Here is a 20,189-nt window from a genome sequence, read left to right as displayed (position 1 = left end):
CTTGCCAACGAGAAGGGCTTACCGTACATTCGGAGATGCATCGCGCACATGCTGTTTTTCGGGAGGAATCGGATGTTCGGTATTCAAAGCCGGCTGAAACTGCTGTTCGTGGTGATCGTCACCCTGGTGCTCACCATTTCCGGCAGCTACACCCAGTATTCGCTGGGCAAGGCCCTGGAGGAGAGCAACCAGCGCCTGCGCAAGGGCGTGATCACGCGTTTGCAGATCAGTTTGCCATCTGCCCTGTGGGACCTGGACAAGTCCAAGGTCGACAGCATCGTCGAGGCCGAGATGCTGCCGCCCGAAGTGGTGGCGATCCGCGTCTACGACAGCTCGGTCGGCCTGTTCGCCGGCAAGCTGCGCGCGCCTGACGGCAAGCTGGTCACGGTCGACGGCGCGCCCGAGCCGGGCGGCCAGGCGGTCGACGCCACGCTGGTGTTCCACGAAGGCGGCAGCGCCAGCGCCTCGATCAAGCCGGTCTCGGTGGGGCGGGTGGTGATCAATTTCAGCCGCGCCCAGATCGACAAGGCGCTCGCTTCCGAACTGATACGCAAGGTGATCGAAGTGCTGCTGCTCGACCTGATCCTGGTGGCGGCGCTGGCGCTGTCGCTGCGGGTGGTGTTCGAGCCGCTCAAGCAATTGCGCGACGGCTTGTTCGACCTGGCCACGCGCGGCAGCGACGAGGTGGAAGAGTTGCCCGAGAACCGGCGCGACGAGCTCGGCGAGGTGATCCGCGGCTTCAACCAGATCCAGCGCCGCCTGAAATCGACCATCGGGCGCATCCGCGAAGCCGAGGATGCGGCGCGCCGCTCGTCCCAGCAGACCGCCCAGGCGATGCACGACTTGCGCCAGACCCAGGAATCGCTGCTCCAGGCGGAACGGCTGGCCTCGCTCGGGAGCCTGGTGGCCGGGGTCGCGCACGAAATCAACACCCCGGTCGGGATCGCCCTGACCAGCGCCTCGGTGCTCAAGGCCGCCACCGACGAGCTGGAAATCGCCGTCAAGGGCGCCGGCCTGAAAAAGTCCGACATCCTGCGTTACGTGGAAACGGCCAGCGAAAGCGCGCGCCTGATCATGAACAACGCCTACCGCGCGGCGCACCTGATCCACAGCTTCAAGCAGATCGCGGTCGACCAGACCAGCGAGGCGCGCCGTCCCTTCGGCCTGCACGAATACATCGAAGAAATCGTCTCCAGCCTCCAGCCCAAGCTCAAGAAAACCCCGATCGCGCTGGTGCTGAACTGCCCGGACGACATCGTGCTCGACAGCTACCCCGGCGCGTTCGCCCAGGTCATCACCAACCTGACCCTCAATTGCGTGGAACACGCCTTCGAGGTCGATACCGCCGGCGAAATCATGATCAGCGCCCGCCTCGACGGCGAGGTGGTCGAACTGCACGTCAAGGATGACGGCAGGGGCATCGCCCCGGACGTGCTGGACCGCATCTTCGACCCGTTTTTCACCACCCGGCGCGGGCAGGGCGGTACCGGACTCGGCCTCAATATCGTGTACAACCTGATCGTCAAGCAATTCCTCGGCACCATCGCCGTGAGCAGCACCTTGGGCCAGGGCACCCATTTCACCTTGCGCATTCCCAGGGTGACGCCGGTCGATGGCGCGCCCGATGGCGCGGCATAGTCACCGTCCTTGCGTGTACCCAAGCGCAAGCGCTCGTTTTATTGTACGCTTGCCATTCTTTCGACGCGCCGCCGTCGCGCGCGCCGGTTTCCTCCGTACCCCTTTCATCCTCAAAGGACCATCATGAAACTGTACTTCAGTCCCGGTGCTTGTTCGCTTTCTCCCCACATCGTCCTGCTCGAAGCAGGCTTGGCATTTACCACCGAAGCGGTCGATCTGCGCAAGAAGATCACTGCCAGCGGAGCCGACTTCAGCGCCATCAATCCCAAGGGCTACGTGCCGGCGCTCGACACCGGGCACGGCATATTGCTGACCGAAGGTGTCGCCATCGTACAGTACCTGGCCGACCTGGCCCCCGAGAAAAAACTGGCGCCCGCCGCCGGCACCCCGGAACGCTATGCGCTGGCCGAGTGGCTCAACTTTATCGCCACCGAGCTGCACAAGAATTTCAGCCCGCTGTTCCGTCCCAACATCGGCGAAGAGCTGGTCAATTATGCGCACGGCAACCTGAGCACGCGCCTGGCCTATGTCGAACGCATGCTCGACGGACGCGACTACCTGACCGGCGCCCAGTTCACGGTGGCCGATGCGTATTTGTTTACGGTGCTGAACTGGGCTGGCGTGCTCAAGTTCGACCTGTCCGGCTTTCCTCGGGTGCAAGCGTTCCAGCGGCGCGTGAGCGAGCGGCCGATGGTGCAGCAGGCGCTGCGCGACGAAGGCTTGCTCAAGTAAGCGCCGGATGAACGGCGCATGCTGTATCGCCCTGTTGCGGGGCATTAACGTCGGGCGCGCCAAACGGGTCGCCATGGCCGACCTGCGCCAGCTCGTTAGCGAACTGGGCTGCACGGATGTCCGCACTCTGCTCAACAGTGGCAATGTGGTGTTCCATGCGCCACCCAAGTTGCGAGCGGGCATGGCCGCCCGCATCCAGGATGCGATGGTGGTCAGACTGGGTGTGGCGGCCAGGGTGATGGTGCTCGGCAGCGACGACCTGGACCGCATCGTCGCCGCCAACCCCTTGCTGGCGCTGGCCACCGATGGCGCACGCCTGCTGGTGTTCGTGTTCAGCGACCCGCAGGCGCCGGCCTTGCTGGCGCCGCTGGCCGCGGGCGACTGGGCGCCGGACATGCTGGCCGTGGGCGAGCACGCCGCCTATGTGTGGTGTCCGGACGGCGTACTGGAAAGTAAAGTGGCGGGCGCGATGGGCAAGCTGCTCGGCGACGGCCTGACCGCGCGCAACTGGAATACCGTGTGTAAATTGCAGGCGCTGTGCGCCGACGGGGCCAAGGCCTGACCCGCCTGGCATGCAGGATTGGGCAGGCAAAAAAAATCCCGCGCTCGGCGGGATTTTTTGATGCGATTCTTTGATTACTGGAATTTCTCGCCACTTTCGCGGCGTGCGCGGTAACCGATCAGCACCAGGCCCAGCAGCATCATGGCGAAGACTTCAGGCTCGGGCAATTCCGACATCTGCGGGGCTGGCATCGCAGCCATCTGCATGGCGTTCATCTGCGGATGGCTGTCCATGGTGGCGGCGCCCGCCTGCTGGTTGTCCAGTACCTCGATAGCGCCCGCTGGCGCGGCGGCCACCAGGGCGAGCATGAAAGCTGCTGCGACTGCGTATTTTTTCACGGTGTTTCCTCTTCTTTTTGGTTTCCGCAAGAGCATGATTACTCATGCTGCATTGCAACCAGATGAGCACTAAATGCGAATCACCCAGCCTTGTATTTAACCACGCTCACCACCGAATTCAAAGTCATTCCGCTCTAAACGTCGTTTTTTTGATGTTTTATTGATCAGAGGAATTAACATTTCTCGGTAAATGCTGCGCCGCATCAAAACGCAAGGAAACTGTCAAAAAGACACGATGCTTGCCACTCGTTACAGCTCGCTGTCGCGCGAGAGCAAGCCGTGGCAGTAGGCGGTATCGGACAGGTCGACCGCGCCGGTCAGATGGTCTTCGGCGGCGGGGGAACGGGCGCCGAACAGGCTGGCGACATAAGCGAAGAGGCGACGCATATCAAATGATCCATTCGTGGGTTTTAAGGATCATCTAATGATCGCGATTTACCATCAAGGGCTGATACGAAATGTTACGAACATACCGGGGTTACCCACGCGGACCTTGAGCTGGCGCAGGTCCCCCGCCAGACGCATTGTCGAGTTGATCAGAGGTGTTGCGTCGCAAAATTTTTTCAGCAGATCAAGGTATACCTGGCTTTTTTTTGGCGGTATAGTCTCCCTAATCCATTGCCTTCAAGCATCAAATTGATGGCAAAGGAGCATGCATGGGCCACATCGCCCGTCGTGCGGATGTACTGTCAGGCGACATCGATCGGCCACATGGTTTGCGGAAATTATCATGGTCACATATCGAACGTCGCTGTCACTGCCGCTCCCCGCCATTGCGCGGCAGAAGAACGATGTTTGCGTAGTAATTCCTTCCGCAGCAACCATTCATAGAGTAACCACATGCCCAATCTTGCCAAGCTCCAGCTCGCCCTCAAGAATGTCTACGTGCGCATCGGCGCCGGACTCCTGTTCGTCCTGCTCGTCGGTTTGGTCATCTACAACGCCGATGTGGTGCAGGACACCAGCCCGCTGGTCCATTCGCAGGATATTTCGCGCATCACCGCGCTGGCCTCGCAGAAGGACAAGCTGGAATACCTGATGGTGGCCAAGCCGCTGTCGGAGTCGCCGCGCTACATCTTCAAATTCAAGGATGCGCCCCAGCTGCACGTGATCAAGGTGCCGAGCACCTCGCATCTGAGCCTGGAGCGCGAAGTGCTGCTCAAGAACGCGATTCCGTACTCGATCGCCAAGGAAGACTACCTGGCCTCGCACAAGGCGGTGCTGCTGGACGAAGGCCAGAACGCCGCCAGCGCCGAAGCGGTGGCTTTCCTGAAGCATCACGCGCTCGATATTTTCCTGATCCTGCTCATTGTCTACGCGATCAAGTTCGGCATCCCCGGCATGGGCATGAGCGCCGCCGTCATCATGCCGGACAAGCTCAAAGGCAGCATGGATGACCTGATCGGCATGGACGACATCAAGCAGGAAGTGCTGCACCTGGAAGACATGATCCGCAACCGCAGCGAATACAAGTCGCACAATATCGACAAGCCGTTCAACGTGATGCTGACCGGCCCGGCCGGCACCGGCAAGACCAAGCTGGTTGGCTACCTGGCCAAGAAACTCAATGTGCCGCTGATCCAGGCATCCGGCTCGGCGCTCGAATCGGGCTACGTGGGCGGCGGTTCCAAGGCTTTGAATGCCCTGTACCGCAAGGCTTGCGCACGCGGCAGCTGCATCATTTTCCTGGACGAAGCGCAAACCCTGTTCATGCCGCGCGGGCGCGGCGAGAAGAAGTGGGAAGACGACACCGCCAACACGCTTCTGGGCCTGCTGGACGGCGTCAAGAGCGACAAGGGCGCCGGCGTGATCTGGGTGGTGGCTTCGAACTTCGACGACGCGTCGGTCGAGATGGATGAAGCGATGCTGCGCCGTTTCTCGGTCAAGATCAACTTCCGCCTGCCGAACAAGGGCGAGCGCGGTGCGCTGCTCAAGAGCTTTTTGGGCCGCAAGAAAGAGGGCCTGGTCGACTGGAACGACCTCGATCTGGGCCAGGTCGCCGAAATGACCGCCAACCTCAGTCCCGCGCTGCTGGAAACCGTGGTCGAACGCGCCAGCATGATCTCGATCCAGGAAAAGGCGATCATCAACACCGATTTGATGTTCCGCGCGTTCGAGCGCGCCACCCTGGGCCTGACCGACCGCGCCACCACCGCCGAAAAGCACAAGCAGCGCGAACGGGTGGCGCTGCACGAACTGGGGCACTTCTTCATGCAGATCGACCCGTACCTGCGCCAGGGCCTGAGCCTGGCCGAGGTGAAGGAAAAATCGCACCTGCTCAAGATCAGTACCGAGTCGGTGTCCAAACTGGGCGCGCTGGGGTATGTGCTGCAATCGGGCGATGACGTGTCGCTGCGCACCCTGGAAGAACTGGAGCAGGACGTGATCCAGTTGTACGGCGGCGTGGCCGCCGAGGAGCTGTTTTACGGAGCGCGCGGGATTTCGGTGGGCAGCCAGAACGACATCGAGAAAGCGACCAAGATGCTCAATTTGATGGTCAATCGCCTGTCGATGTATTCGCACTCGAAGATCGATTACACGCAGTTGAAGAACGAAGGCAGCGGCGAGCACACGATCCGCCAGGTGGAAGAGAAGTCCGATGAGCTCTACACGTACACCCTGGGGGCGATCCGCGATTACAAGGCGGTGATCGAGTCGCTGAAAGACACTTTGCTGGACCAGTACGTGCTGTCGAAAGATGCCGTGTTCGCGCTGCTGGAAGAGCGCCGCGACCTGCTGGCGTTTCATGTGGCCGGCCCGCGCTTGGGCAATCTGAAGCTGTGTACCGAGGTGGCGGTTTAAGACCACCGGCCTCCAGACCGTCGTTCCCGCGAAGGCGGGAACCCAAGTCCTTAGCTTGGCCTGTGACTGCAGCACGAACTTGGGTTCCCGCCTTCGCGGGAACGACGGGGATGGTTGCTAATGCTCCCCACTACCCTGCTTGACCGCCGCCAGATCCACGCTGATCCGCTCCGCCATGCTGCGCGCCAGCTCCCTCTCCCCGACGAACACCTGGCTGCCAGTATCCTTGCGCAGCAACTCCGCTTCTTCCTCGTTATGCGTGCGCACCAGCGTACGGATCCCCGGATTGAGCGCGCGCGCCGTTTCGATCATGGCGCGCACATGGAAGGTATCGGGCGTGGCAATCACCAGCAAGGCCGCGCGCGCGATGTGCGCCTGGATCAGCACCGCCGGTTCCGCCGCGTTGCCCGCCACCGCCGCAATATCGCGGCGGCGCAGCTGGTCGACCAGCTCGCGGTTCTGCTCCGCCACCACGATATGCACGCCCTGCGCCATGAGCGCATCGGCGATCATCCGGCCAACCCGTCCGTAACCGACCAGCACGACCTGCCCGCTCAGGCGCTCCTGCGGCACCGACATCGGCAGCTCGGCCAGCGGATCGGTCGAGCGCTCCACCTTGCGCGCCGCGTCCGAGCGCGTGCGCAAGGCACGCTGCAGCGGCTCGATCGCCTTGAACAGCAGCGCATTGAGCGCGATCGAAATGATCGCCCCGGCCAGGATCAGGCTCTGGCCTTCTTTCGGCAGCAAGCCAAGCGACATGCCGAGCGCCGCCAGGATGAACGAAAATTCACCGATCTGCGCCAGGCTGGCCGACACCGTCAGCGCCGTATTGAGCCGATAGCGCAGCGCGATCACCAGCGCAAAGGCCACCAGCGACTTGCCGAACATGATCACGGCCACCACCGCCAGCACGCGCAGCGGGCTCTCGACCAGCACCATCGGATCGGCCAGCATGCCCACCGACACAAAAAACAGTACCGAAAACGCATCGCGCAGCGGCAGCGATTCTTCGGCCGCGCGGTGGCTCAGGGGCGACTCGCGCAGCACCATCCCGGCAAAGAACGCGCCCAGCGCGAACGACACGCCAAACAATTCCGACGAGCCGTAGGCAATGCCCACCGCGGTGGCGACCACGGCCAGCGTAAACAACTCGCGCGAACCGGTGCGCGCCACGCGCCACAAAAACCACGGGAACAGCTTGCGCCCGACCACCAGCATGAAGACGATAAAGGCGGCCACCTGGCCCAGGGTGAGCCCCAGGGTTGTCCAGATGTTCGCGCCGTCCCCGGCGGCGACGCCGTCCGGCCCTGTTCCGCCCAGCGCGCCGGCCAGCGCCGGCAGCATCACCAGCATCAGCACCGTCACCAGATCCTCCACCACCAGCCAGCCGACCGCGATGCGGCCGTTGATCGAGTCGAGTATGCCCAAGTCCTCCAGCGCCCGCAGCAGCACCACCGTGCTGGCCACCGACAGCGCCAGCCCGAACACCAGCCCCGCGCCCAGGCTCCAGCCCCAGAAATACGCCATGCCGATGCCCATGCCGGTGGCCGCGCCGATCTGCAGCACCGCGCCAGGCACGGCGATGCCGCGCACTTCCATCAGGTCGTCCAGCGAAAAGTGCAGGCCGACGCCGAACATCAGCAGCATCACGCCGATTTCGGCCAGTTGCCCGGCCAGCGCCACGTCGGCCACGAAGCCCGGCGTGGCCGGGCCGATCACGATCCCGGCGGCCAGGTAGCCGACCAGCGCCGGCAATTTGAAGCGCACGGCGATCATGCCGAATAGGAGGCCGAAGCCCAATGCGGCGGCGATGGTGGTAATCAGGCTGATGTTGTGGTGCATACGGACGCTCTCCTCGCGATGGGCGGAGCCCCCAGTATAGGTGAGACGGGCCTGTACGGACGCCTACGGAATGGTGGCCAGCGCCAGCAGCGCCTTGCGCAGCGAGGCGCGCACCGCCAGGAATTCGTCGCGCCGCCCGGCTTTATCGAGCCGGAACAGCATCAGGCCCTCGATCTGCGCCACCATCAGGATGGCGCGCTGGCGGTATTGCTCGTCGCCGATGGCGGGATTGAGGCCGCGAATGAGCTTGAAGATGGCCTTGCGCTCGCGCGCCATCATGGTATCCATCAGGTTCGAGGCGAAGGCGTTGCGCGAGGCCAGGGCCCAGATCTCGAAAAAGATCGCGTGCGTCACCGGGTCGGTGATCTCGTCCAAAAACATGTCGCAGGTCGACAAAAACTGGTCCAGGCGCGGCTCGCTCGTCATGGCCGCCGAAATCGAATCCATCTTCGACTGGAATACGTCCATCGTATAGAGCAGCAGCGCTTCGAGCAGCGCATCCTTGCTCTGGTAGTAGTGCTGCACGTTCGACAGGCTGATGCCCACGTCCGCCGCCACGCGCCGCATCGACAGCCCGGCGTAGCCTTCGGCCGCCAGCACGGTGCGCGCCGCGCGCAAAATGTCGTGGGCCCGCCCCAATCCTTTTTCGGTGGTGACGGAGGCTTTGTGTTTGAGGGCGCTGGCAAGGGTCGGGGACATGGGCGCGATTATCGCATGGCGCTATGCAAAGCAGGTCGGCTGACCTATAATCGGCGCACTAGGTCGAGCGACCTAGTTCATAAAAATATCCAGGAGACGCGCATGAGCCGCAAAGTTTTTGTCACTGGCGTGGGCATGATCCCCTTCGCCAAGCCGGGCGCCAGCGCGCCTTACGACCAGATGGGCGCGCTGGCCGCGCGCCAGGCGCTCGACGATGCGGGCGTGGCCTACGACGACATCGAGCAGGCCTACGCCGGCTACGTGTATGGCGACTCCACCAGCGGCCAGAAGGCGCTGTACCAGGTCGGCATGAGCGGCATCCCGATCGTCAACGTCAACAACAACTGTTCGACCGGCTCCACCGCCTTGTTCCTGGCGCGCCAGGCCATCGCCAGCGGCGCCGCCGAGTGCGTGCTGGTGCTCGGCTTCGAGCAAATGAGCCCGGGCGCGCTCGGCGCCGTGTTCGCCGACCGTCCCAGCCCGTTCGAGCCGTTCGACCGTGTCACCGATGAACTGGTCGGCATGCCCGAGCTTCCGCTGGCGCTGCGCTACTTCGGCGGCGCGGGCCTGGCCCACATGAAAAAATACGGCACCCCGTTCGACGCCTTTGCCAAGATCCGCGCCAAGGCCAGCCGCCACGCCGTGAACAATCCGCTGGCGCTGTTGCGCAAGGAGGTCACGCCCCAGGACGTGCTGGACGCACCCATGATCTGGCCCGGCGTGATGACGCGCCTGATGGCCTGCCCGCCGACCTGCGGCGCCGCCGCCGCCGTGCTGGTGTCGGAAGACTTCGCGAAAAAGCATGGCCTCAAGGCCGACGTGTACATCGCCGCGCAAGCCATGACCACCGACCGCGCCAGCACCTTTGAGTCGGGCGACATGATGCGCCTGGTCGGCTACGACATGAGCCGCGATGCCGCCGCCAAGGTGTACGCGCAGGCCGGCATCGGCCCCGACCAACTCGATGTCGTCGAACTGCACGACTGCTTCGCCCACAATGAGCTCATTTCCTACGAAGCCCTGGGCCTGTGCCCGGAGGGCGGCGCCGACAAATTCATCAACGATGGCGACAACACCTACGGCGGCAAGGTCGTCACCAATCCGTCCGGCGGCCTGCTCTCGAAAGGGCACCCGCTGGGCGCGACCGGCCTGGCCCAGTGCTTTGAGCTGACCCACCAGTTGCGCGGCAGCGCCGGGGCGCGCCAGGTCGCCGGCGCGCGCGTCGCGTTGCAGCACAACCTGGGCCTGGGCGGCGCCTGCGTGGTCACCATGTACCGGGCCGCATGATGGAGATGAACGTGTGCGGCGCCTCGCCCTGGATGAGCCCCGAACTGGAAGGCTTTCGCGATAGCGTGCGCCGCTTCGCGGCCAGCGAAGTCGCGCCGCACCAGCAGCGCTGGCGCGAGCAGCAGCACGTCGACCGTGAGCTGTGGCACAAGGGCGGCGCCATGGGCATCCTGTGCGCCGACATCCCCGAGCGGTACGGCGGCTCCGACGGCAGCTTTGCGCACCAGGCCATCGTGTTCGAAGAACTGGGCTATTGCGGCGACATGGCCTTCGGCATCCACGTGCATGCCATCGTCGCCCACTACCTGCTCAACCAGGGCACCGAAGCGCAAAAACGCAAGTACCTGCCCAAGCTGGCCAGCGGCGAGATGGTGGCGGCGATCGCCATGTCGGAGCCCGGCGCCGGCTCCGACCTGAAAGGCATCCGCACCACCGCCGTCAAAACGGCCGGCGGCTACAAGGTCAATGGCTCCAAGACCTTCATCTCGAACGGCTACCTGGCCGACCTGGTCGTGGTGGTGGTCAAGACCGATGCCGAAGCGGGCGCCAAGGGCGTCTCGCTGCTGTTGATGGAAACCAGGGACAACCCCGGCTTTCGCGTCGGCCGCATCCTGGAAAAAGTCGGGCAAAAGGGCCAGGATACCTGCGAACTGTTCTTCGATGACGCCCATGTGGCGCTCGACAACGTACTCGGAGGCGTGGAGGGCCAGGGCTTTGCCCAGCTGATGACCGAGCTGCCCTACGAGCGCACCATCCTGGGCGTGGCCGGCGTGGCCGCGATCGAACGCGCGCTGCGTTTGACGATCGACTACACGCGCGAACGGCGCGCCTTCGGCCAGGCCCTGATCGAGATGCAGAACACCCGCTTCGTGCTGGCCGAAATCAAGACCGAGGCCACGATTGCGCGTATCTTCATCGACCGCTGCATCGGTGAGACCATCAAGGGCAATATGGATACCGTGACCGCATCCATGGCCAAATACTGGATCTCGGACCTGCAATGCAAGGTCATCGACCAGTGCGTGCAGCTCTTTGGCGGCTACGGCTACATGCTCGAGTACCCGATCGCCCAGATGTACGTGGACGCGCGCGTGCAGCGCATCTACGGCGGCGCCAATGAGATCATGAAAGAAATCATCGCCCGTTCACTGTAGGAGAAGCGCATGGCAGGACCGCTGGCAGGAATCAAGGTGATCGAAATGGCCGGCCTCGGACCGTGTCCGTTCGCCGCCATGATGTTGGCCGACATGGGCGCGCAAGTGATCCGCATCGAGCGCAAGAGCGCGCCCGGCGCGGCCACGCCGTTTCCCATGCTGGGAACGAAATACGACGTGCTGGCGCGCGGAAGGCGCTCGCTGGCGCTGGACCTCAAGCAGACGGCCGCGCAAGCGGTTGCGCTGGACCTGATCGCCCAAGCCGACGCGGTGCTCGAAGGCTTTCGCCCCGGCGTGATGGAGCGGCTCGGGCTCGGGCCGGACGCGTGCCTGGCGCGTAACGCCGCGCTGGTGTACGGGCGCGTGACCGGCTGGGGCCAGAGCGGGCCGCTGGCGCAGGCGGCGGGGCACGACATCAACTACATCGCGCTCACCGGCATGCTGCACGCGATGGGCCGCGCCGCTGCGCCGCCGGCGCCGCCCCTGAACCTGGTGGGCGACTTTGGCGGGGGAGCGATGATGCTCGCCTTCGGCGTCGTCTGCGCGCTGCTGGAGGCGCGCGGCTCGGGCAAGGGCCAGGTGATCGACGCCGCCATGACCGATGGCGCGGCGCTCCTGGGCGCCATGATGTACGGCTTGCGCGCGCAGGGCGGCTGGAGCGGCGGGCGCGAAGCGAACCTGCTCGACGGCGGCGCCCATTTCTACGACACCTATGCCTGCGCCGACGGCAAATTTGTCTCGGTGGGCGCGATCGAACCGCAGTTCTACGCGCTGCTGCGCAAGCTCACCGGGGCCGAAGACCCGGCCTTCGACGCCCAGATGGAGCCGGCCGGCTGGCCTGAGCTGAGTGACAAACTGGCGGCCTTGTTTGCGCGGCGCACGCGCGATGAGTGGTGCGCGCTGCTGGAAGGGACCGACGCCTGCTTTGCGCCCGTGCTCGACCTGGACGAAGCGCCGCGTCACGCGCACAACGCCGCGCGCGCCACCTTCGTGGAGGTCGACGGCGTGATGCAGCCGGCGCCGGCGCCGCGCTTTTCGCGCACCGTGCCGGAACTGAGCGGCGCGCCGGCCTGGCCCGGCCAACATAGCGCGGCGGTGCTGAAAGACTGGGGCTGGGATGATGATGCGATTGCCGGCCTCGCGGCGCACGGAGTGATTTAGGCCGATGTTGCGCATGTGTGGCCCGATTAACCAGCGCTTGGGCCGATCAGGAGTAAGATCGTCACAGTCAAACACCATGCGGAGGCACTATGCAAGATACCCTGAGCGGCCCTGAGTCCTTCCCGGACGACGGCACGGCCGAAGCCGAGGCGATTCCGGGGCGCGACCTGTTCATCGTCGCCAAGTTCTTCACGCCGACCGAGGCGCACCTGGCGCGCAGCTTCCTGGTCGCTTCCGGCATTCCAGCGGTGGTGGCCGATGTCAATCACGCCCAGGCCGACCAGTTCCTGCTGCCGGCGATGGGCGGGGTGCGCGTGCTGGCGCCCGAAGAATACCTGGAACAGGCGCGGCAACTGCTGGCCGCGCGCGAGCACGGCGACTTTGCCTTGAGCGACGATGCCGATGTGGGCCAGCCCGAGTAAGCACGCGCCCTACCCGTCGATGGTCGAGGTCCATCCCGGCAGGGCGCCGATGCGCGCCGCCAGGAAGTCCATGAACAGGCGCGCGCGCGCCGGCTGGTAGCGGCGCGACGGATACACCAGCGCCACCTGCTGCGGCGTGCCGCTCCACGCGGGCAGCACGCGCACCAGCCGGCCCGCTTGCAGCATGTCATGCACCAGCCAGTGCGGACACAGGCCGATTCCGGCGCCTGCCAGCAGGCTGTCGCGAATGGCCAGCGCGTTATTGACCCGATAGCGCCCGCGCGTCGTCACCGTTACCGCTTCCACCCCGGGTTGCAGTGTCACTTCGTCGCCGTCCGCCAGCCAGGCAAAGCGAATGAAATCGTGCCGCGCCAGGTCGTCCGGCCGCTCAAGGCGGGCATGTGCCGCCAGGTAGGCCGGCGCCGCCACCAGCGAGCGCGGTGAGAGCGCAATCGAGCGTGCTACCGCAGCGGACCGCCCAGGCGCACCGCCACGTCCACGCCATCGCCGGCCAGGTCGACGAAGCGGTCATTCAAAACCAGCTCGATCCCGATGTCCGGATGCAGCGCCAGAAATTCCTGCGCCAGCGCGTTCAGGTGAAACTGGCCCAGCACCACCGGCGCGTGTACGCGCAGCAGGCCGGTTGCCTGGCGCGCGTGGCCGCGTACATCGGCCAGCGCATCCTCGTATTCGTCCAGCAGGCGGCGGGCGCGCTAAGCCGTGCGCCAGTGCGTGAACCGCTCGATTGCGGGCAGCGGCCAGTTCGATGCGGTGTTCGATGCCGATGCCGTGCTGCGCGACCCGGCGCGGCCGTCGCGCATGCAGGCCGATTACGACTCGGGCGACCATCTGCATCCGGGCGACGCCGGCTACCGCGCGCTGGCAAAGGCGCTCGACCTGGGCCAGCTGATGGGGAAAAAGCCGGTGCGGCACTGAACCAGATGGCGGCGGGCGACGTCCAAGGAGGTGAGATCACCTGCCAAGGAGTTGTCCATGAACGATTTTTTTGACGCACGCAACAAAAAGCTGATGCGCGACCTGCAAGCGGCCGCGCTCAATGTGCTCGACCATAACCAGACCGAAGCGCTGTGCATTCCCATCGACGGCACCGATCCGGTGCTGTACGTGTTCGTGGGCGACTCCGCCGCCCTGGCGCGGGTGTGCGCGATTATCGGCAGCGAGGGTAGGCCGATGAATTTTACCTAGCAAGCCACGCTGCCACGACGTAAAAAAACCCCTGAGCGTTTGAATTCTCAGGGGCTTTAAGGCAAATCGCTGTTTGCCGTGTTCGTGGTGGTGATAGGTGGACTTGAACCACCGACCCCAGCATTATGAATGCTGTGCTCTAACCAACTGAGCTATATCACCCGACAGACCAAGATTATAGAGATCTCATTTTTCCATGTCAAGGCTGTGCGATTATTTTTTCTGCCTGGCCACCATCAAGTCCAGCATCTGCCCGGCCGGGTTGTCACTCAGACAATCAATTACCACCCGTTCCGGCATGGAACGCAGCCAGGTCAGCTGGCGCTTGGCCAGCTGGCGGGTGGCGATGATGCCGGTTTCGCGCAGGGCGGCGCGATCGATCTTGCCATCGAGATAATCCCATGCCTGGCGATAACCCACGCAGCGCATCGACGGCAGGCCCGCATGCAGGTCGCCGCGCGCGCGCAAGGCCGCCACTTCGGCCACGATGCCCGCATCGTCGCGCGTACCCAGCATCTGGTCGAAGCGGGTCGCGATGCGTGCGTGCAGCACGCTGCGGTCCGATGGCTCCAGCCCGAACGACAGCAGATCGAAGGGCAGCGCGGTTTTTTCGCGTTTGGCCAGCAGCTCCGACATCGGCTTGCCCGAGAGGGCGATGATTTCGAGCGCGCGGTTGATGCGCTGGGCGTCGTTGGGCGCGAGCCTGTCGGCCGTTGCGGGATCGAGCGCGCGCAGCTTGTCGTGCATGCCGGGCCAGCCGATGACGGCCGCTTCGGCGTCGAACCGCACGCGCAGGGCAGGATCGGCCACCGGCAGGTCGTCCAGGCCATCGGCCAGGCCCTTGAAGTACATCATGGTCCCGCCGACCAGCAGCGCCAGTTTGCCGCGCCCGTTGATCTCGGCCACCAGGCGCAGCGTATCGTCGCGGAACTGGGCCACCGAATACGATTCGGTCGGCTCGATGATGTCGATCAGGTGATGCGGCGCGCTGGCCAGTTCCTCTTGTGTCGGCTTGGCGGTGCCGATATCCATCTCGCGGTACACCAGCGCCGAATCGACGGAGATGATTTCGGCGGGGATGGCGCGCGCAATCGCCAGCGCGGCGGCGGTCTTGCCCGACGCGGTCGGGCCCATGATGGCAACGGCCATTGGTTTCATTGCGTGATCCTTGCTTTCATTGCGTGACCGTGAGTGGCGTGGCGGTCAGGCGCACCGACGCGAACACGCCCAGGCCGAGGGCGCACGAGACCAGCGCCAGCGGATACAGGGTGCCGTCGAAGCTCGCGCCGACCACGCTGCCGACCGCGAACGCGACGCACATATATAAAGCCCCCATCAAGCCGGCGGCGGTGCCGGCCTGCTGCGGGAAGGGCGAGACCGAACCCGATTGCGACACCGGAAAATTGATGCCGTGCGCGCCCATCGTCATGAACATGGCCAGCACCACCACGCTCCAATGCGCCAGGCCGGCGCCGACGGCGGCCAGGAACACGGCGCCGGCGGCCAGCGACACGGTGCTGCCGATGCGCAGGGTGACGGCCGCGCCGAACAAGGGCAACAGGCGGCGGCACACGATGGTGCCGGTCAGGTAGCCCGACACGCCGAGCGCGAAGCAGTAGCCGAACCACGCGGTCGGCACGCCCAGCACGCAGATCAGCACCAGCGAGGAACCGGAAATGAAGGCGAAGATGGCGCCGTACGACAGCGCGCCGGGCAGCGCATGGGCCCAGAATTGGCGCGCGCCCAGCACCAGCCGGTAGTTCCGCAGCAGGCCGCGCAGCGCGGTCGCCTTGGGGTTTTTATGGACATTCGTCTCCGGCAGGCGCAGCACCACCGCCGCCAGCAGCAGCGCCGACAGGATCGACAGCGCCACGAAGGCGGCGCGCCAGCCGAAGGCTACCTGAAGATACGAGCCGAGAATCGGGCCGCTCAGCGGCGCCAGCGAGAGCCAGGAGCTGGCGCGCGCGATCACCCTTGCGCTGTCGTCCGGCGCATACGCATCGCGCACGATCGCGCGGGCGATGATCACGCCCGAGCAGCAGCCTAGCGCCTGCAGGAAGCGCGCCACGATCAGCAGCGTGATATCCGGCGCGGCCGCGCACAGCAGGCTGGCGGCCACGTAGAGCGACAAGCCCCAGATCAGCACCGGGCGGCGTCCGAAGCGGTCCGACAGCGGGCCGACGACCAGCTGCGCGCCGCCGAAACCGATCACGAACATCGACAGCGTCAGTTGCACGGTGGAGGCGGGCGCGCCGAAGCCGCTGGCCAGGCTCGGGAGCGAGGCCAGGTACAAGTCGGTCGAGAGAGGCTGCAGCATCAGGAAGCCGATGATCAGCAGCAGGATGGGCGCGTGCGCGTACTGCGCCAGCGGAGCGATGGAATCGCGCTGGCGCATCGTCATTGACCGCGCAGGAACAGCTTGTCGAGCGACGAGATATCGAGCTGCACCCAGGTCGGGCGCCCGTGGTTGCACTGGTCGGCGCGTTCCGTGCTTTCCATCTGGCGCAGCAGGGCGTTCATTTCGGGCTGGTTCAGGATGCGGTTGGCGCGCACCGCCGTGTGGCAGGCCAGGGTCCCAAGGAGCTCGTTGCGGCGCTCGATCAGCACGCGCGAGCCGCCGAATTCGCGCACGTCGCGCAGCACGTCGCGCGCCAGCGTTTGCGCGTCGGCGTTCTTGAGCAGGGCCGGCACCGAGCGCACCGCCAGCGTGGTGGGCGAGAGCGCCGCGATGTCGAAGCCGAGCGCCTGCAAGGTGTCGCGGTTTTCCTGGGCGGTACCCACTTCGATCGCGTCGGCGAAAAAAGTGACCGGGATCAGCAGGGCCTGGACCTGCATCTCCTGGCCGCCGACCTGCGCGTCGAGCGCGTTTTTCAGCTGCTCGTACAGAATCCGTTCGTGCGCGGCGTGCATGTCGACCAGTACCAGGCCCTTGGTGTTCTGGGCCAGGATATAGATACCGTGCAGCTGGGCCAGGGCGAAGCCGAGCGGGTATTCATCGTTCGACATCGTCTGCGTTGGCGCGGTGTAGGGCGTGACCGGAGCGCTGGCCGCGCTGGACGAAGCGGCGAACAGCGCGCCGTAGCTGTCCATGGTCTGCGCCACGCCGGGGCCGTCGTAGCGGCTGCCGGGCGGGTAGGGCGATGGCGAATAGGTGGCCGAGAGCTGGGCGCCGAAACTGGTTTGCTCATGTTCGCGGCGCCATGACGACACCCCGCCCACCTCGGCCGCCATCTGCGGCGCCGGCGCGTTGCCGTGGTCCGTGGCCGAAGTCTTGGCCAGCGCGCGCTGCACCGCGTGGAATACAAACTGGTGTACCGCGCGGCTGTCGCGAAAGCGCACCTCGATTTTGGACGGATGCACGTTGACGTCGACCAGCGCCGGGTCGAGGTCGAGCGCCAGCACGTAGGACGGGAAGCGGTCGCCGTGCAGCACGTCCTGGTAGGCGGCGCGCACCGCGTGTACCAGCAGCTTGTCGCGCACATAGCGCCCGTTCACGTAGAAAAACTGGCCGTCGGCGCGCGCCTTGGAAGCGGTCGGCAGGCCGGCGTAGCCATGCACGCGCAAGGGGCCGGCGCTTTCGTCGATGGCCAGGCGCGCCTCGGCGAAGTCGTTGCCGAGGATATGGGCGCTGCGGCGCGCCATCTCGCTCACGTTCCAGTGATCGATGGTGCGGCCGTTGTGCGACAGCGAAAACGCCACGTCCGGGCGCGCCAGCGCGATGCGGCGCACCACTTCCGCGCAATGGCCGTATTCGGTCTGTTCCGACTTGAGGAATTTACGCCGGGCCGGCGTATTGAAGTACAGGTCCTGGACATCGATCGTGGTGCCGTGTACGCCGGAGGCTGGCGCGACGGCGCCGAGATGGGAGCCGACGATTTCCCAGGCGTGCGGGGCGTCGGCGGTGCGCGAGGTGAGCGAGACGGCGGCCACGGCCGCGATGGAGGCGAGCGCCTCGCCGCGAAAGCCGAGGGTTGCCACGTTTTCCAGGTCGGTCAGGGACGCGATTTTCGAGGTGGCGTGGCGGGCCAGGGCGAGCGGTAGCTGGTCGGGGGCGATGCCGCGGCCGTTATCGGTGATGGCGATGCGTTTCACGCCGCCTTCTTCCAGGCGCACGGTGATCTGGGTGGCGCCGGCGTCGAGCGCGTTTTCGAGCAACTCCTTGACCACGGCGGACGGTCGCTCGACCACCTCGCCGGCGGCAATTTGCGAAATCAGCTGGTCGGGGAGGGCCTGGATCGGGCGGTGCGCGGAAATAGGAGCGTTCATGCGCGAATTATATCCCCAGTGCCCGCGAATGCCGCAGCGCGCCCCCAACTTCCCACCGGGGTCAGAGCTTTAACTCGCAACATTGTAAAACCCGGAACCCCAATACTGTGAACAGCCCTGATTTCGACGACATGGAAGAATGAGCGTCGCGAAGTGTGGCGCCAATGTACCAGCACCGGGTCCGATAACGATTCTTTAACAAAACAATTGCAAGTAAAAGCTCTGACCCCGGTGGGAGGTTGCGGGCGGGGGCTGGCCTCGCTGTGGATGTTATTGTTGTTCGCGCACGGGGATGGGGGCGTTGCAGAGGTCGACGTGGCCGGCGGCCACTTTGGTCCAGGGGCCGCCGCGGTTGCGCTGGGCTTCGACCGCCGCTTTGTAGGCGGCGCTGTCGGTGCGCATGACTTCCCATTTGCTGCGCTCGGCCTCGGGCACGTCGGCCGCGACCTTGAACGAGGCGATCGGGACGTGCTGCTCTTTCTTTTCGTAGAAACCCATCGGCGCCGGGCCGCGCGGCAGCGTCGACAGCAGCGGCATGCCGGCAACCACCCGCCCCACCACCGTGATGTTGCGGTCCAGGTGGCGCGGGGCGTGCCCGATCACCACGTACAGCGAGGAGCCGCCACCACTGTCGGCGCCATTGTCGCGCCCCACCCCAACCATGCCGTAGCAGTGGGCCAGCCAGGCCTGGCCGCTTTTCGGGTCGCGCGCCGACGGGAAGCCGTTCGAGTGCCCCACTTGCCGCGCATAGCCGTCGCGGTCCGGCAGACGCGTGAAACGGGTGTCGCTTTTCATCGGGACCGTGAATTCGGCGGGCAAGGTGGCCTTGGCGGTTTTTATCGGGCGCGGGTGCTTTTCATCCGGGTCGCCCCATTGCACCACCCAGTTGTCTTGCGAACGGATGATCGCCAGGCCGTCGAAATAGTTCTCGCGGGCCAGCATTTTGATGTTGACGGCGTGCTGTGGAGCAAATGTGGGCGCCAGTTCGATGACCACCCGTCCGCCCGGCACCTCCATATATAGGGTATTGTCGGGATCGAGCGCGCGCCAGTCCGATGCCTTCGATGCCTTGATCACGTCGGCCACCGTGCTCTTCGATGGCAGTTCCCTGGCTACTGCGGCGCCGTGCGCGGGCAGCGCCAGGCCGCCGGCCAGCACGGCCGCCGCGATGCCGGCCTTGTTTATTCGGTGTTGTACATCCATCTGTTGTCTCCAGGTCGGTTGGCTCGCATGGCGTCCGCTGCGCCGCTCGACACAATTGTAAACCGCAAGATAGCTGGTCAGGGAACTTCCGATGCGGCGCAATTTTCTTGCGGGACCCCCTGTGGCGGATACAAATTTTGACTCCGAGTGATGTTATTATGCGGCGCTACCTTTTAGGATATTTATGGATCTGATGCAATTCTTCGACATGATTCTGCATGTCGATAAGACGCTGGGGGTGTTGCTGGCCCAATATGGTGTCTACGTGTACGCCGTCCTGTTTGCCATCGTGTTCTGCGAGACCGGCCTGGTGGTGTTGTTCTTCTTTCCTGGCGATACTCTCTTATTCATTGCGGGCGCAGCCTGCGCCACCGGCCAGCTCGATCCCTGGATCTTGACCGCCTTGCTGGTCACCGCCGCAGTCACCGGCAACACACTCAATTACTGGATCGGCGAAGCCATCGGGCAGCGCGTATTTACCCATAATTACCGCTGGCTCAACAAGGATGCCTTGCACCGCACCCACGATTTCTTTGAAAAGCACGGCGGCAAGACCATCATCCTGGCCCGTTTCGTGCCGGTCGTGCGCACCTTCGCTCCGTTCGTGGCGGGCGTGTCGGACATGACCCATACCCGTTTCCAGCTCTATAACATCACCGGCGCGCTGCTGTGGGTGGTCACCCTGGTCACGGCGGGCTTTTTCTTTGGCAACATGCCTATCGTGCGCGACAACCTGACCCTGATCGTGCTGCTCGGCGTGGGCGCGGCCATCATCCCGCTGCTGCTCGGCGGCGTGTACAAAGTCAGTCGAAAGATGCTCAGCCGTTAAGCACTTCCCCCATCGGCGCGACATTTTCGCGCCGATGTTGCTTTGCGG

The 20,189-nt window shown here is 64.7% G+C and carries 19 protein-coding genes, 1 tRNA gene and 1 pseudogene; 11 read left to right on the top strand and 10 right to left on the bottom strand.

Annotation, left to right across the window (positions count from 1 at the left end; all coding sequences use genetic code 11):
- Positions 1-72 precede the first annotated feature (72 nt).
- From F1735_RS05895 to F1735_RS05885, 3 genes are all read left to right on the top strand, one after another.
- On the top strand, positions 73-1,638 hold the full coding sequence (locus F1735_RS05895; protein ID WP_167236064.1) for a sensor histidine kinase: 1,566 nt from the start codon (positions 73-75) through the stop codon (positions 1,636-1,638).
- A gap of 123 nt (positions 1,639-1,761) precedes the next feature.
- A complete protein-coding gene (gene gstA / locus F1735_RS05890; RefSeq protein ID WP_167236063.1) occupies positions 1,762-2,370 on the top strand; it encodes a glutathione transferase GstA in 609 nt (202 codons plus the stop codon).
- A 7-nt stretch (positions 2,371-2,377) separates the two neighbouring features.
- Complete coding sequence (locus F1735_RS05885) at positions 2,378-2,932, top strand: DUF1697 domain-containing protein (RefSeq protein WP_167236062.1); 555 nt, start codon at positions 2,378-2,380, stop codon at positions 2,930-2,932.
- Between the two features lie 74 nt (positions 2,933-3,006).
- On the opposite strand, the gene F1735_RS05880 is transcribed toward F1735_RS05885, so the two are convergent.
- The gene (locus F1735_RS05880; RefSeq protein ID WP_167236061.1) at positions 3,007-3,270 is read right to left on the bottom strand and encodes a PEP-CTERM sorting domain-containing protein; all 264 of its coding nucleotides are present in this window, start codon (positions 3,268-3,270) and stop codon (positions 3,007-3,009) included.
- A gap of 249 nt (positions 3,271-3,519) precedes the next feature.
- Entirely contained in the window at positions 3,520-3,657 is a 138-nt protein-coding gene (locus tag F1735_RS05875; protein WP_167236060.1) for a hypothetical protein, read from the bottom strand.
- A gap of 453 nt (positions 3,658-4,110) precedes the next feature.
- Here F1735_RS05875 and F1735_RS05870 point away from each other — a divergent pair, with 453 nt between their 5' ends.
- Entirely contained in the window at positions 4,111-6,072 is a 1,962-nt protein-coding gene (locus F1735_RS05870; RefSeq protein ID WP_167236059.1) for an AAA family ATPase, read from the top strand.
- Between the two features lie 117 nt (positions 6,073-6,189).
- Here the strand turns inward: F1735_RS05870 and ybaL are convergent, their stop codons facing one another.
- Positions 6,190-7,914 (bottom strand): YbaL family putative K(+) efflux transporter, encoded by a 1,725-nt coding sequence (gene ybaL / locus F1735_RS05865; protein ID WP_167236058.1) that lies wholly within the window; start codon positions 7,912-7,914, stop codon positions 6,190-6,192.
- A 63-nt stretch (positions 7,915-7,977) separates the two neighbouring features.
- Positions 7,978-8,613, bottom strand: a complete 636-nt coding sequence (locus F1735_RS05860; RefSeq protein WP_167236057.1) for a TetR/AcrR family transcriptional regulator — start codon at positions 8,611-8,613, stop codon at positions 7,978-7,980.
- A gap of 102 nt (positions 8,614-8,715) precedes the next feature.
- On the opposite strand from F1735_RS05860, the gene F1735_RS05855 reads away from it, so the two are divergent.
- The 4 genes from F1735_RS05855 (at position 8,716) to F1735_RS05840 (ending at position 12,637) form a co-directional block, all read left to right on the top strand.
- Positions 8,716-9,900, top strand: coding sequence for a lipid-transfer protein (locus tag F1735_RS05855; RefSeq protein WP_167236056.1), 1,185 nt, complete (start codon positions 8,716-8,718; stop codon positions 9,898-9,900).
- On the top strand, positions 9,900-11,054 hold the full coding sequence (locus F1735_RS05850) for an acyl-CoA dehydrogenase family protein (RefSeq protein WP_167236055.1): 1,155 nt from the start codon (positions 9,900-9,902) through the stop codon (positions 11,052-11,054). Before F1735_RS05855 ends, F1735_RS05850 begins: the two co-directional genes overlap by 1 nt.
- Before the next feature lie 9 nt (positions 11,055-11,063).
- The gene (locus F1735_RS05845; protein WP_167236054.1) at positions 11,064-12,215 is read left to right on the top strand and encodes a CaiB/BaiF CoA transferase family protein; all 1,152 of its coding nucleotides are present in this window, start codon (positions 11,064-11,066) and stop codon (positions 12,213-12,215) included.
- Between the two features lie 89 nt (positions 12,216-12,304).
- The gene (locus tag F1735_RS05840) at positions 12,305-12,637 is read left to right on the top strand and encodes a putative signal transducing protein (RefSeq protein ID WP_167236053.1); all 333 of its coding nucleotides are present in this window, start codon (positions 12,305-12,307) and stop codon (positions 12,635-12,637) included.
- Positions 12,638-12,646: 9 nt separating this feature from the next.
- Here F1735_RS05840 and F1735_RS05835 read toward each other — a convergent pair.
- Positions 12,647-13,251 (bottom strand): annotated as a pseudogene (locus F1735_RS05835) (substrate binding domain-containing protein).
- Between the two features lie 118 nt (positions 13,252-13,369).
- Between F1735_RS05835 and F1735_RS05830 the strand changes: the two are divergent.
- Positions 13,370-13,573 (top strand): hypothetical protein, encoded by a 204-nt coding sequence (locus tag F1735_RS05830; RefSeq protein WP_187364164.1) that lies wholly within the window; start codon positions 13,370-13,372, stop codon positions 13,571-13,573.
- A 57-nt stretch (positions 13,574-13,630) separates the two neighbouring features.
- Positions 13,631-13,843 carry a hypothetical protein gene (locus F1735_RS05825; RefSeq protein ID WP_167236052.1) on the top strand — a complete coding sequence of 71 codons (213 nt, stop codon included), beginning with the start codon at positions 13,631-13,633 and terminating at the stop codon, positions 13,841-13,843.
- A gap of 85 nt (positions 13,844-13,928) precedes the next feature.
- On the opposite strand, the gene F1735_RS05820 is transcribed toward F1735_RS05825, so the two are convergent.
- The 5 genes from F1735_RS05820 to F1735_RS05800 all read right to left on the bottom strand — a co-directional run bounded on the left by F1735_RS05820 (position 13,929) and on the right by F1735_RS05800 (position 19,312).
- Positions 13,929-14,005 (bottom strand) — tRNA-Met (locus F1735_RS05820).
- Positions 14,006-14,056: 51 nt separating this feature from the next.
- Entirely contained in the window at positions 14,057-15,001 is a 945-nt protein-coding gene (gene miaA, locus F1735_RS05815; protein ID WP_167236051.1) for a tRNA (adenosine(37)-N6)-dimethylallyltransferase MiaA, read from the bottom strand.
- A gap of 16 nt (positions 15,002-15,017) precedes the next feature.
- A complete protein-coding gene (locus tag F1735_RS05810) occupies positions 15,018-16,244 on the bottom strand; it encodes a multidrug effflux MFS transporter (protein ID WP_167236050.1) in 1,227 nt (408 codons plus the stop codon).
- Positions 16,241-18,109, bottom strand: coding sequence for a DNA mismatch repair endonuclease MutL (mutL, locus tag F1735_RS05805; RefSeq protein ID WP_167236049.1), 1,869 nt, complete (start codon positions 18,107-18,109; stop codon positions 16,241-16,243). Before mutL ends, F1735_RS05810 begins: the two co-directional genes overlap by 4 nt.
- Before the next feature lie 270 nt (positions 18,110-18,379).
- Positions 18,380-19,312 carry a peptidylprolyl isomerase gene (locus F1735_RS05800; protein ID WP_167236048.1) on the bottom strand — a complete coding sequence of 311 codons (933 nt, stop codon included), beginning with the start codon at positions 19,310-19,312 and terminating at the stop codon, positions 18,380-18,382.
- 184 nt (positions 19,313-19,496) lie between these two features.
- Here F1735_RS05800 and F1735_RS05795 point away from each other — a divergent pair, with 184 nt between their 5' ends.
- On the top strand, positions 19,497-20,141 hold the full coding sequence (locus tag F1735_RS05795) for a VTT domain-containing protein (protein ID WP_167236047.1): 645 nt from the start codon (positions 19,497-19,499) through the stop codon (positions 20,139-20,141).
- Positions 20,142-20,189 lie beyond the last annotated feature (48 nt).

Origin of the sequence: Massilia genomosp. 1 (assembly GCF_011682185.1) — a bacterium.
Taxonomy (GTDB): domain Bacteria; phylum Pseudomonadota; class Gammaproteobacteria; order Burkholderiales; family Burkholderiaceae_D; genus Telluria_A; species Telluria_A rubra.
Note: the sequence above shows the minus strand (reverse complement) of the source record. Positions and strands in the feature narration are given on the sequence as shown.

Excerpts from the sequence above, each read along its gene's own strand:
- F1735_RS05895 (WP_167236064.1), top strand. The coding sequence starts at position 73 with ATGTTCGGTATTCAAAGCCGGCTGAAACTGCTGTTCGTGGTGATCGTC.
- gstA (WP_167236063.1), top strand. The coding sequence starts at position 1,762 with ATGAAACTGTACTTCAGTCCCGGTGCTTGTTCGCTTTCTCCCCACATC.
- F1735_RS05885 (WP_167236062.1), top strand. The coding sequence starts at position 2,378 with ATGAACGGCGCATGCTGTATCGCCCTGTTGCGGGGCATTAACGTCGGG.
- F1735_RS05875 (WP_167236060.1), bottom strand. The coding sequence starts at position 3,657 with ATGCGTCGCCTCTTCGCTTATGTCGCCAGCCTGTTCGGCGCCCGTTCC.
- F1735_RS05870 (WP_167236059.1), top strand. The coding sequence starts at position 4,111 with ATGCCCAATCTTGCCAAGCTCCAGCTCGCCCTCAAGAATGTCTACGTG.
- ybaL (WP_167236058.1), bottom strand. The coding sequence starts at position 7,914 with ATGCACCACAACATCAGCCTGATTACCACCATCGCCGCCGCATTGGGC.
- F1735_RS05860 (WP_167236057.1), bottom strand. The coding sequence starts at position 8,613 with ATGTCCCCGACCCTTGCCAGCGCCCTCAAACACAAAGCCTCCGTCACC.
- F1735_RS05855 (WP_167236056.1), top strand. The coding sequence starts at position 8,716 with ATGAGCCGCAAAGTTTTTGTCACTGGCGTGGGCATGATCCCCTTCGCC.
- F1735_RS05850 (WP_167236055.1), top strand. The coding sequence starts at position 9,900 with ATGGAGATGAACGTGTGCGGCGCCTCGCCCTGGATGAGCCCCGAACTG.
- F1735_RS05845 (WP_167236054.1), top strand. The coding sequence starts at position 11,064 with ATGGCAGGACCGCTGGCAGGAATCAAGGTGATCGAAATGGCCGGCCTC.
- F1735_RS05840 (WP_167236053.1), top strand. The coding sequence starts at position 12,305 with ATGCAAGATACCCTGAGCGGCCCTGAGTCCTTCCCGGACGACGGCACG.
- F1735_RS05825 (WP_167236052.1), top strand. The coding sequence starts at position 13,631 with ATGAACGATTTTTTTGACGCACGCAACAAAAAGCTGATGCGCGACCTG.
- miaA (WP_167236051.1), bottom strand. The coding sequence starts at position 15,001 with ATGAAACCAATGGCCGTTGCCATCATGGGCCCGACCGCGTCGGGCAAG.
- F1735_RS05810 (WP_167236050.1), bottom strand. The coding sequence starts at position 16,244 with ATGACGATGCGCCAGCGCGATTCCATCGCTCCGCTGGCGCAGTACGCG.
- mutL (WP_167236049.1), bottom strand. The coding sequence starts at position 18,109 with ATGAACGCTCCTATTTCCGCGCACCGCCCGATCCAGGCCCTCCCCGAC.
- F1735_RS05800 (WP_167236048.1), bottom strand. The coding sequence starts at position 19,312 with ATGGATGTACAACACCGAATAAACAAGGCCGGCATCGCGGCGGCCGTG.
- F1735_RS05795 (WP_167236047.1), top strand. The coding sequence starts at position 19,497 with ATGGATCTGATGCAATTCTTCGACATGATTCTGCATGTCGATAAGACG.